Origin of the sequence: Mycobacterium sp. GA-2829 (genome assembly GCF_001499965.1) — a bacterium.
Lineage (GTDB): Bacteria > Actinomycetota > Actinomycetes > Mycobacteriales > Mycobacteriaceae > Mycobacterium.
Window position 1 is genome coordinate 38,744 of the sequence record NZ_LQIT01000040.1, and the last position, 11,868, is coordinate 50,611.

An 11,868-nucleotide genomic window follows, 5' to 3' on the forward strand; every position below is an offset into this window, starting at 1 on the left:
GTTCCTTTCGGTAGAGGGGTCAATCAGCGATGGGGCCGATTCGGAGGAGCGGCTCGTCGTCGTGTGCGGCGTCGGGATCGAGATGTGCCGCGGAGAAGTGCTCGTGCTCGGTCAGCCGCACGCGATGGCGCCGGGCGAACGCGTTGAACAGTGCGCGGGACGCGGCGTTGCCTGGTGCCACGGTGGTTTCCACCGTGATCGGGTGCCCGTGCCGGTCGTCTCGTACCCGCTGTACCAGCGCGTCGAGCATGGTCCCGGCCAGTCCGGTGCCGCGGGCCGATTCGGCGACCGCGACCTGCCAGACGAACAGGACCTCGGGTCGGGTGGGTGGGTGATAGGCCGTGATCAGGCCGCGCAGGTCACCGTCGCGGTCGGCGACGATGGTGGTGTCCGCGAAGTCCGTGGCCATCAGCATGTAGGCGTATGTGGAGTTCACGTCCAGCACCCGGGTCGAGGCCACCAGTCGGTGCATCGCGATCACATCGGCACGGTTTGGTCGGCGCAGGTAGCGCTCCCATGAATTCCGTTGCCGGACAATGTCGTTAGGACCGTGAGTCCACGGTTTGGTCACTATTTCGTTGGCATGCATGTATCGGGTTGTTCACCGCCGAACAAGTCGTCGAGTTTCGTCAGTTTCAGGTCATCGGCAGCCTGACGTTAAGACGCCGAACGAAACGAAATCAAGCGCGCCGAGGCGCTCTCACGGGGGTCGGCGCCCGCTGATCTGGCGCGCTGGCCAGTGGCGATGTACGGAAAGCGGGGACTTCTCTGTGTGACGTCATCGTTACCGAATCGTTACACAGCGTTTGTACAGATTCGGATGTACTGCCGGCCCATACCGCCAGCCGTCGACCCGGACTGCTGCTGCGCCGGGCCCGACGGTGCCGGGTGCGCCTGCTGCTGATGGCCGCCGACCGGACGCTGACACCGCACCGGCGCGCGCTGCTGGCGCGGCGGATCCGGTGGCTGGTCGCGGCGACGATCTCCTACAACGTCGTCGTGGCGGTTGTCGCCGGTGGCCGCATTGGTGATCGCCACCGCTGCGGTCAAGGAGGGCCGGGAGGCCTGGCGTGGTGAAACCTGCTGCCCCTGAGCCGGTCTCAGAAGTCGACCTCGACCGGTCCGGCTTCACTCGGTGCGTACGAGAAGTCGCCCAGGTAGTTCAGTGACACTTCCATCCCTCGCTCGAGGCCCGGGAAGTAGACGAAGAAGTGGCCGCTGTTGGTGACCTCGTCGTGGGCGGCGATCTGGTTGTGCGGCGGCTCTCCGGGGTACCGCGCGGTGGCGAGCACGACGCCGCGCGTGACCGGCGAGCCGTTGGGCAGCAGGACCCGGCCCGTCACCCCGGGTTCGGCGTTGAAGCCGATTTCCCGGATCTCGGTGGTGCGGCCCGAATTGACCTGTACCGCGGCGCCGCCGGTGCACTGCGCTCGGCAGACGCCGTTGACCCAACCGGAGATCTCCAGCATGTTCGGTGTCTCCCAGAGCAGTTCCTTGTTGATGTCGGCGGCGAACTTCGGGTCCCCGTCCAGCGACTCGGTCATCACCAGCAGGTCGGCGCTCTGCTTCGGGCCGAGCCGCAGCCAGCTGTGCTCCAGATAGGTGCGGTAGTACGGCATCGTCTGCTTGACCAGGGGGAAGACCACCGCGGATTTGCTGGTCGGGTTCTCCAGCTTCACCGTGAAGTGCTTACGGGTGGACGGCGACGCGGTCTCCGACCAGAACTTCGTGTAGTTGCTCTGGGCGAAGTTGTCCCGGTCACTGCTCTCGTGGAGCTCGGGGGAGCCGGGCTCCTCGTACAGCGGGATGTCGACGGTGATGCAGTAGTGACCCTGCGCGGGCGGCACCCAGTCGACGGTGAGCTCGGAGGTCGAATTCGCGGGGATCGTGACGGGCGCCGACGACCCCATGGGCTGTGCGGGTGGCTGTTTGCCGCCGTTGGTCGTGAAGTCCAGAGCGGAGAAGGAGGCCCGCACGTCCTTGGCGGGAAGCGCGCCCCGATTCCTGACCTTCGCGATGACCCGGTTCGGGTTTCCGGCCCACGGCACGTTGAGCCAGCGGGAATCCGCATCGCTCTTGGCGTTTCGCACCTCGATGTCCGGGCTCTGCCACTGATGGTCACCGTTGGGCCAGGTGCGGATGGACAGTTCCGGCCGGGCGCTGGAGTCGTACCGGATCTCGATGTCGGCGCTGTCGGGTCGGATCGCCTTGGTGGTGACGATGAAATCTTTCGGGGCGCCGTCGGTGAAATCCTTCTCCTTGTAGTTCTTGTCCACGGTCAGGAAGGCACCCTGGGTCCTGCGGCCGTCGGTGTCGTCGACGGCATCGGGATCGTCCTCCAGGCGCATCGTCATGACCCGGCTGTCCAGGTTCTGCGCACCCTTCGGCGACACCACGTCCGTACCGACCACCACCGGACCCATGGGCAGATTCGCATCGCCGATGGACATGCCCTGGCGGCTACGGAATTCGAGGTAGTAGTTGCGGCCGGGCGCCAGCCGGATCTCGGCACCGCGAATGCTGTTCGCGGGGATGGTCTTCGCTTCGAGCGCTTGCAGCGTGATGGTCTCGACCACCGGCTGTCCGTTGTTCGCGGCGAAGTTGTACGCCTTGACCTCCTTGGCGGGCACCCAGCCGAGCGCCATCCGGGAAGGCAGACTCAGCTGCGGCAGACCGCCGTCGTTGCACATCAGGTCCCACTCGCCGAGTTCCCGCTGGACCAACCCCTGGTTCATCCACGGGTAGAGGTACAGATCGGGGAGTTGCAGTGTGTGTCCGAGTTCATGGGCCAACGTCTCGTAGATCTGCCTGCCGTCGATCGCCGTCCAGTTCTCCGGCATCATCAACATCGGCAGGGTGGCGTCCTTGCCGTTGAGCTTCACCGTCATCGTCGTCTGCTGCGGCCACACGAACCGGCCGATGCTGCTCGAGGTGGGCGGGTTCGCGCCGGTCGGATTGTTCACGGTCCGCACGACGAAGGCGACAGCGTCGGTCTTGGCGAAATCGACGATCGGCGGATTGCCCACTTTCTTGGCCGCCTCGTTGGCCTGTTCCAGCGTCGAGACCATGGTCTTCCAGGCATCCGGTTTCGGGTTCCACCGGCGCGGCAGTGTGGCGCCCGGGTTGGCCGGATCGGGGACGGTCTCCACCTCGAAGAGGTCGTCCCAGCTGCCGGCAGCGTGGATCGGGCCTGCGACGGTGTTGCCGACGAGCTCCATGCTGAACTTGCCGTATGACACCTCGGCGAAATAGCCTGCGACGGAACGGGTCACACCGCCGGAGGTGACCCCGCCGGTGAAGTGGTCGAACCACTGGGTGCGGATCGGGTTGAGCGCGGCCGCCGCGGTCGGATAGAGGTTCGTCGTGGTGTCGACCAGGACGATCGCGACCCGCCACTTGGCGGGCGCCTTGAACATGTCGATGTTCTGCACGCCGGCTTCACCACCGCCCCATGCGGGTTTGACCACGGGGCTGTGCACCTTTCCGGTGACGCAGAAGCTCGGGCCCACGTCGAGGTCGTGCCAGGTGGGCTCGATCTCAAAGGCGGTGCGGCCGACGACAATTCCGGTGGCCGTCTCCCGGGCCACGATCTCGCCGATACCGGGTTTCCAGCCGGCGGTGAGCAGCAGGTGCGGGTGGTCGGAGTCGAATGTCTCGTCCCGGGACGGCGACACCGCGCCCATCGCGGCGTCGTCGACGCTCAGCGTGATCTCCTCGAGTGCCAGTCCACTGCCGGTGACGTCGATCCGCACGGGTGCGTAGCCGCCGATGAACAAGGGGTTCGGGTCCATGGTCAGCAGAACGCGTTCCCGAATTCCCGTCGGCAGCGCATCCTCGAGCACCGAGTCCGCCGTCGTCATCAACACCTGTCCGCGTGGCGTCACGGCGACGGCCGTGACCGGTGCTCCTGCGCCCGCCGACGCCGGGCGCCGCAGGGTGCCGTCTCGGCGAACGCACACGAACGATCCGTTTTTGGAGACGACCAGCGCCCAGTCGCTGTCGAGCGCGGCGACGTGCCCGCCGAACGGAAGTGTGCCCGAGGACATCTGACTGGCGGTGCCGTTCGCCCAGTCGGCGAGTTGGAGCACCGGACCGGCCGGCGTCGAGGTGAGCAGGAACGCCGACGTGGCATCCGCGACGGCGGCATCGGTGGCCCCGTCGAGCGACTTCAGCAGCGAGGTCACGGTGCCGCCCGGATTGGCGCCCAGGTTGTAGGAGTCGAGATGCGGCGACGGCGTTCCGTCGAGCACGACGAGGACAGGCACTCCCGCGATGTGATTCGCCCCGACGGCGCGGACATCGTCGGGGGATTGCGCGAACGGGGTGGCGTCGGTGCGGTCGGCACGGGCCAGCCGCGCGACCCAGGTGCCGTCTCCGTCGGTGATCAGCAGGCGGTCGGTCGCATCGTCGTAGGTGAGGTGGTTGATGTCGTGGTATCCCTCGCCGATGACGCGGTGCTCGTAGCCGTCGGGGACCGGCCGAAGCAGATCGAGCAATGTGAGCCGGCCGCTTCGTTCGCCGACGACGGCGACTTCTCGGGCCGCCGAGTACGCAATGGACGTGACGTTGGTGAATCCGGTCGCGACGGTGGGTGCGGGCATGTCGGTCTCCTCAGTGGGCAGGGACGAGGCTGTGCACCACGGTCGGATCCCCGACGGCGAAACGCACGAGTAGTCGACTACCTGTTTCCGTCTGCGACCGCGGGAGCAACCCGCGAAACCACCCTCGGCCCGTGTCGAACTGTGTCACGATCCGCTTCGGCAAACTCGTGGACAGGGGGCGGCGATGGAACGCGTGCCGATGTGGTTGGGGGTCGGCGTGGTCGCCGCGGGTGTCTCGGCGGCGGCACTGGCCGGCGCCGGGTCTGCCGCCGCGGAATCCGATGACACCGGCCCGTCGGAGCCCACTCGTTCCGAGCAGACCGACCCCGGACCGACTGCGGACACCGGAGGTGACGCCGACGCCGATGCCGGCACCCTCGACGCCGACACCGACGAGGCCGAGGCCGACGAGAAGCCCGCCGACGAAGAACTGGGCGAGGAAGAGGAGGAGCCGGAGGAAGAACCCGAGGAAGAGCCCGTCGAAGAACCAGTCGACAAGGAACCGGTTGACGAGGGACCGGTCGAGAACGAACCCGTCGATGTCATCAAGGAGGAGGAGGCCCTCCCTGCCGAGGACACCGTCGCGGTCGCGGCAGTGAGCCGCCGCGAATCCGTCGCGCCGACAACCGAACTCGCCGGTCCTACGCTGTCGGTACCGAAACTGCCGACGCCGCTGCCGTCACCGTTCCCGTACCTCGACCAGCTGCCCCCGGTCTTCAAGGCCTTCGGCTCCGTCGTCTTCGACGTCCTCGGCACCGTCACCAAGGTCTTCACCGGCCCACCCCAACTCCCGCCCGGCAGCACCGTCACCGTGCGCACCTCGATCCTCGAGATCGACGGCCGCCGCGTGAGCGCGGACTGGTACTTCCCCGACACCGACGAAGCCCCGACGCGAATCATCTACCTGCAGCACGGGTTCCTCGCCAACGGCACGATGTACAGCCACACCGCGGCGTACCTCGCCGAACGCACCAACAGCGTGGTCGTCGCGCCGACCCTGACCTCGAATCCTTTCCGGCCTGACGGGTTCTGGCTCGGAGGCGACCCCATGTACCAGGCCGTCGCCGAACTGTTCACCGGCGACCGGGAGGCGCTCAACGACAGCGCGGCCGCCGCCGGAGTCACCACCCGCTACGGTGCCGACGCCGTCCTGCCCAGCGCGTTCATCCTGGTCGGCCACTCGCTCGGCGGCGGACTCGTCGCCGGGGTGTCCGGCCACTACGCCCGATTCGTCACCACCCGCGGCGAGGAGAACCACCTCGCCGGGGTCATCTCACTCGACGGTGTCCCGCCCCGCGACGACATCGTGCGCAACTCGCTCGAGGCGCTCGACGCCACCGGCGATTACGTCCCGTTCCTCGAACTCCACGCGCCGACCAACTACCTCAACTCCACCAGCAACATCACCCAGGCCCTGGACGCCGGACGCGCGGGCAAGTTCCACGGCGTCGAACTCGTCGACGGCGTGCACATGGATGCCATGATCGGCGGGAACCCGATCATCCAGCTCTCCGCCTACCTGGTCGCCGGCATTCCGAAACCCCAGAATCCCGGTGCCGCACAGCTTTTGATGGCCGGCTGGGTCAACGACATGTTCGCGGGCCGCATCGACGCGGAGACCGGCACCTGCGTCGGCGACGATTGCGCCGGCACCTATGGGCCGCCCGGCTCGCGGGTCGGCATCCCGACACCGAAGGGCAGGGCGACGGCCACAGTGCTGGGCGTGCCCGTCGCGACCACCCGTCCGTCGGTCATCCCGCCGTCACTCTGGCAGCCCACCCGCAGCCTGCTGCTGCGGGTGGCCTAACCCGCGACCGAGGACCCGTCGACCGGGAAGTCGAAGTAGGTGTCCGGGTAGGTCTCCGGCTGGAACGTGTAGTGCCACCACTCGTTCTCGTAGTTCTCGAAGCCCTGCCGCTCGAGACCCTCCTTCAACAACAGCCGGTTCTCGAGCTGCTCACCCTGCACCCGCGGATCGAGCGTGTGTGCCAGCGTGTCGAAGCAGTCGTACCCCGTGCCCATGTCGATCGTGTTGTCACCGAAGCGTTGCGCGACCGGGGCGGCGCAGTCCACCAGCGGCTGTCCCGGCACGTACGACGCCTCCGCACGCGCGGGCAGCGCGACGAGGGTGAGGTCGACAGTGCTGCCGCGGCTGTGCCCGGACTGTTCGGCGATGTACCCGTCGGCGAACAGCTGCGACTTGTCGACCCGCGGATAGAACCCGGCCTTCATCCGCTGATCCGGCACATCCTTCGCCCACGCGACGAAGTCGTTCACCGCACGCTGCGGCCGGTAACAGTCGTAGACCTTCAAGGAGTACCCCTGCTCGACGAACTCCCGCTGCGCGCGCTGCAGCGCCTCGGCCGCGGGCCGGGTGATCAGGCACAGCGGCGCGAGGTACCCGTCGACGGGGTCGCCGGTGAAGTTGTGTGGGGTGACGTAGCGGATGTCGGACAGGATCGTGGGGTCCACCTCGTTCAACGCCACGAAATTCGCCGGAGCCGTCGGTTCGGGTTGTGCGGCGGCGACCGGAGCCGTCACGATGGCGGCGGCGAGAAGGGCTGCGGGCATGAGGCGCGAGACGTCCGGCATCCCCTCATTGCACCACTACGTCTCGCCCGATGGTGAGCGGAAAGTGAATCGGCGATGTACAACTAACTCCCAGATCGTCGACCACACCGCTCGAGGCTGGCACCGCAACGGCGCGGATCACCTCCGAAGAACAGGAACCGCATGTCCGCTGTCGCCGCCGGCGAGCACCTGCCCGAAATCGCCGAGAAGTTCGAATCCGAACTCTCCGTGATCCCCGAGTCCGCGCGCACCACCGACGTGCGCGGGCAGTTCTGGATCTGGGCGGGTGCCAACATCGCGCCGATCAACTGGGTGCTCGGTGCGCTCGGCGTCTCGATGGGGCTCGGCATGTGGGAGACCATCGCCGTGCTGGCCGTGGGCAACCTGATCGGGATGTCGCTGTTCGGGCTGTTCGTCGTGATCGGGCAGCGCACCGGTCTGACCGGGATGGTGCTCGCCCGCGCGGTGTTCGGCCGCCGCGGCGGCTACGTACCGGCGGCCGTGCAGGCCCTGGTGTGTATGGGCTGGTGCGCGGTCAACACGTGGATCGTGCTCGACCTCGTCATGGCGCTGCTCGGCCGCATCGGCCTCGTCGACCCGGACAACGCCGCGGTCGGGCCCCGCATCGCCGTCGCCGCGGTCATCATGGTCATCCAGGTGGTGATCGCCTGGTTCGGCTACCGCGTGATCACGGCGTTCGAACGCTGGACGGTCCCGCCCACGATCGCCGTGCTGGTCGCCATGACCGGCGTCGCGTGGATCGGACTCGACGTCGACTGGGGTTACGCCGGCGACCCGTCGCTCACCACGGGTCAGCACATCGCGGCGCTGAGCGCGGTCATGACCGCGATCGGGATCGGTTGGGGTATCACCTGGTTCGGTTACGCCGGTGATTACTCGCGGTTCGTGTCCACCTCGGTGCCGTCGTACAAACTCTTCCTCACCAGCGCGCTCGGACAGTTCCTCCCGGTGCTGTGGTTGGGCGCGCTCGGCGCGACGTTGGCGACGCTGAGCACCTCGACCGATCCGGGCGAGATCATCGTCGACGCCTACGGCGCCCTCGCGATCCCGGTGCTACTGCTGGTTGTGCACGGCCCGCTGGCCACCAACATCCTCAACATCTACACCTGCGCGGTGTCCACGCAGGCGCTCGACATCCGCGTCGACCGCCGGGTGCTCAACCTGGTCATCGGCGCGGTCGCGATGGTGATCGTCGTGCTGTTCGTCCTCAACGGGGACTTCGCCGCCACCATCGACGCCTGGCTGGTCGGCATCGTCGGGTGGTTGTCGCCGTGGGCGGCGGTGATGCTCGTGCACTGGTTCTACGTCGCCCGCAGAGAGGTCGACGCCGAGGCGCTCGTGGCCCCGGCCAGCGCGGGTCTGGTGCCGTTGGTGCGGCCGACGGCGTTGGTGTCGCTGGCCATCGGCATCGTGTTCACCTGGCTGTTCATGTACGGCATGATCCCGCTGCTGCAGGGCCCGATCGCCAGTGCGCTCGGCGGTGTCGACCTGTCCTGGTTGGCCGGCGGAACCGCCGCGGCGACAACTTATCTCGTGCTCGAGACGATCCGGGGCAGGCAACCGGCCAAATGACAGCGCGCCTCAGGCGATGCGCAGCGCCTCGGCGAGGTGGGTGAGCACCGCGAGGTGCTCGTCGACGGTGCGCAGTCCGGCGCCCATCGTGTTCACCGACGCGTGTGAGGCGCCGGCGGCGTCCCACGCCTGGAGTGCCGAGACCGTGGCGTCGTCGTCGCCGCGCCAGCCCCGCACCGGTCACCCGGTGGAAGTCGCCCTCGAACGTCACGGTGGAATGGGTCCGGAGCTGCCGGAGCAGGTCGATCTGCTCGTCCGAGCGCTTACCGCGGTTCGTGAAATCCTCACCGAGCGCCTCGTATTCGACCGGGTTCCACCCCACGCCAACACCGAACCGCAACCGCCCGCCGCTGAGCAGGTCGACCTCGGCGGCCTGTTTGGCCACCAGCGCGGTCTGCCGCTGCGGCAGGATGATCACCCCGGTGACCAGTTCGACCGCCCGGGTGACACCCGCCAGGTAGCCGAACATGACCAGCGGCTCGTGGAAGGTGGTGTGCACGTCGTAGGGCCCGGCCCTGTCCCGGTGCACCTCGGGGTCGGCGCCGACGACGTGGTCGTAGGCCAGGATGTGGCGGTAGCCGAGCCCCTCGACCCGCTCTGTGATCGACCCGAACGCCGCGGTGCCCGATACGGCCGTGATTAGAGTGACGTGGGTGGACAACACGCTCGCCTACATCGACCAGGCATCGTTTCTCGGGCTGCGGGCGCTCGGCCGGGGACCGCTCATCCAGTTCACCTGGGTCTACGAGCGGTCCGTCGACCTCGAGGGCCTGCGCCGTTTCCACCGCAACCTCGGACACGGTCTGCTGGGCCGCCGCGTCGAACGGTCACCGCTGCCGTTCGGCCGGCACCGCTGGGTCGCCGACACCGGACCCGCCGACCTGGACGTCGCCGCCGCCGACCGGCCCCGCCACGACGTGTGGACGTGGGCCGATGAACGCGCCGACATGCCCATCGACCCCGAACACGGCCCGCAGTGGCATCTCGGCGTCCAACCCCTGATCGGCGGCGGGGCCGCGGTCAGCCTGGTGGTCTCGCACACCACCGGCGACGGGCTGGCGATCTGCGAAGCGGTCACCGACGCCGCCACCGGCGTGCGGCGCGACCTCGGCTACCCGCTGCCGTCGACGCGCGGCCGCAGAGCGGCGATGGTTGAGGACGCCCGACAGGCGGTGCGCGCGATCCCCGACATGGGCCGTGCGGTGGCCGCCACCGTCCGCGTCGCCCGGTCCCAGCGCGACGATCTGGCGTCGTCGATGTCCTCGGCCCGCGCACAGACGGTGACGAGCGAGGACCGTACCGTCGTCGCTCCGTGCGCGGTGGCGCTGGTCGGCATCGATCAGTGGGATGCGCGCGCGAAAGAGTTGGGCGGCAACAGCAATTCGCTGCTGGCCGGGCTGGCGGCGCGCATCGGATACCTGCTCGGCCGCACCGACGACGCCGGTGAGGTGACGCTGTCGTACCCGGTCAGCGAGCGGGTCGCGGGCGACACCCGCGGCAACGCGCTGACCGAGGCGCGGATGAAGGCGGATCCGGTGCAGGTGATCACGGATCTGAAGCCGTTGCGCGCCACCATGAGACAGGAGTTCGCCGCACTGCGCGACAACCCGAACCAGCTGCTCGAACCGCTGCCGCTGACACCGCTGACCCCGCGGGTGCTGGTGCGCCGACTGGAGTCGATGATCGTCGAACGCGGTGCCCCCGTCGGCTGCTCGAACCTCGGTGACCTCGACCCCGCGGTGAACCGGCCCGACGGGACCGACGCGGTGTTCATGGCGCCGCGCATCGTCGAGCCGAAGATCACCACGACGATCCTCGACCGGTCGGGCGGACTGCTGTTCCTCGGGTCGTGCCGGCTCAACGGGCTGGTGACGGTCACCGTCGCCGCGTGGCGGCCCGGCGGCCACAACACCAAGGACGCCCTGCGCGACGTGGTCGTCCAGGCATTGGGCGATCTCGGCCTCACCGGCACCGTCGAACCCGAACCTCACGATCTCCGCAAGGTCTGATAACGACCGGATCAAGGCCCGCGCTGCGTCCGCGGGGCCCCGTCCGCCCGCTGTTAGCGTCCCGACGTCACGCATGTGGAAGACGAGGTGGGGTTACCGGTGACTTTGCGATTCAGCGGCAGGAGATGGGTCAGGACGGTGGGCGCTGCGCTGCTCACCGCCGCGCTGGCGGTGTCGGTCGGTGTGGCGCCGAACGCGTCGGCGTACTCGCGCGACGGGTTGCCGATCGAGACGCTCTCGGTGCCGTCGCCAGCGATGGGCCGCGACATCCGCGTCCAATTCCAGGGCGGCGGACCGCATTCGGTCTACCTGCTCGACGGGCTGCGCGCTCAGGAGGACGCCAACGGCTGGGACATCAACACCGCGGCGTTCGAATGGTTCCACGAATCCGGGGTGTCGGTCGTCATGCCGGTCGGCGGACAGTCGAGCTTCTACGCCGACTGGTATCAACCCGCCGCGAACAACGCGGGCACGGTCACCTACAAATGGGAGACCTTCCTGACCCAGGAGCTGCCCGCTTGGCTGGCCGCCAACCGCGGACAGGATCCGCGCGGCAATGCCGTTGTCGGACTGTCGATGTCGGGCAGCGCGGCGCTCAACCTCGCGACCTGGTATCCGGCCCAGTTCGTCTTCGCGAGCTCGCTGTCGGGGTACCTCAACCCGTCCGCGGGGCTGTGGCCGACGCTGATCGGCTTCGCGATGCGTGATGCGGGCGGCTTCAACCCCACCGCGATGTGGGGTCCGACCAGTGACATCGCCTGGCAGCGCAACGACCCGACCGTCAACGTCAGGCGACTGGCCGCCAACGGCACCGCCCTGTGGATCTACTGCGGCGCCGGGGTGATGACCGAACTCGACACCGGCAACGACTTCGGCGGCAATTTCAGCGCCGGCTACCTGGAGAACATCACGCTGTCGTCGAACAAGGAATTCCAGCAGAAGTACCTCGCCGCGGGCGGGCACAACGCCGTGTTCAACTTCCCGCCCAAAGGCACGCACAGTTGGGGATACTGGGGCTCGCAGCTGCAGGCGATGAAGCCCGACCTGCTGCGGGTGCTGGGGGGGGGGGTCGCCCCCCCCCCCCCACCCCCCCC

8 protein-coding genes and 1 pseudogene are annotated in these 11,868 nt (G+C 68.2%); 5 read left to right on the plus strand and 4 right to left on the minus strand.

What is annotated here, in order from left to right; translation table 11 throughout:
- Window positions 1-19: 19 nt before the first annotated feature.
- On the minus strand, window positions 20-589 hold the full coding sequence (gene ectA / locus AU194_RS22240; RefSeq protein WP_059091437.1) for a diaminobutyrate acetyltransferase: 570 nt from the start codon (window positions 587-589) through the stop codon (window positions 20-22).
- Window positions 590-888: 299 nt separating this feature from the next.
- On the opposite strand from ectA, the gene AU194_RS22245 reads away from it, so the two are divergent.
- Window positions 889-1,077 carry a hypothetical protein gene (locus tag AU194_RS22245; RefSeq protein WP_059091438.1) on the plus strand — a complete coding sequence of 63 codons (189 nt, stop codon included), beginning with the start codon at window positions 889-891 and terminating at the stop codon, window positions 1,075-1,077.
- A gap of 23 nt (window positions 1,078-1,100) precedes the next feature.
- Here the strand turns inward: AU194_RS22245 and AU194_RS22250 are convergent, their stop codons facing one another.
- The gene (locus AU194_RS22250; protein ID WP_059091439.1) at window positions 1,101-4,601 is read right to left on the minus strand and encodes a hypothetical protein; all 3,501 of its coding nucleotides are present in this window, start codon (window positions 4,599-4,601) and stop codon (window positions 1,101-1,103) included.
- 184 nt (window positions 4,602-4,785) lie between these two features.
- Here AU194_RS22250 and AU194_RS22255 point away from each other — a divergent pair, with 184 nt between their 5' ends.
- Complete coding sequence (locus tag AU194_RS22255) at window positions 4,786-6,408, plus strand: alpha/beta hydrolase (protein ID WP_059091440.1); 1,623 nt, start codon at window positions 4,786-4,788, stop codon at window positions 6,406-6,408.
- Here the strand turns inward: AU194_RS22255 and AU194_RS22260 are convergent.
- Entirely contained in the window at window positions 6,405-7,193 is a 789-nt protein-coding gene (locus tag AU194_RS22260) for a M15 family metallopeptidase (protein ID WP_059091441.1), read from the minus strand. The two genes, AU194_RS22255 and AU194_RS22260, sit on opposite strands and share 4 nt — an antisense overlap.
- A 141-nt stretch (window positions 7,194-7,334) precedes the next feature.
- Here AU194_RS22260 and AU194_RS22265 point away from each other — a divergent pair, with 141 nt between their 5' ends.
- Complete coding sequence (locus AU194_RS22265; RefSeq protein ID WP_059091442.1) at window positions 7,335-8,765, plus strand: cytosine permease; 1,431 nt, start codon at window positions 7,335-7,337, stop codon at window positions 8,763-8,765.
- Between the two features lie 9 nt (window positions 8,766-8,774).
- On the opposite strand, the pseudogene AU194_RS22270 reads toward AU194_RS22265, so the two are convergent.
- Window positions 8,775-9,405 (minus strand): annotated as a pseudogene (locus AU194_RS22270) (TIGR03619 family F420-dependent LLM class oxidoreductase).
- Window positions 9,406-9,418: 13 nt separating this feature from the next.
- Here AU194_RS22270 and AU194_RS22275 point away from each other — a divergent pair.
- Both AU194_RS22275 and AU194_RS22280 read left to right on the plus strand, forming a co-directional pair.
- Window positions 9,419-10,774 carry a hypothetical protein gene (locus tag AU194_RS22275; protein ID WP_231743535.1) on the plus strand — a complete coding sequence of 452 codons (1,356 nt, stop codon included), beginning with the start codon at window positions 9,419-9,421 and terminating at the stop codon, window positions 10,772-10,774.
- 99 nt (window positions 10,775-10,873) lie between these two features.
- A partial coding sequence (locus tag AU194_RS22280) for an esterase family protein (RefSeq protein WP_059091448.1) occupies window positions 10,874-11,868 on the plus strand: 995 nt, incomplete at its 3' end.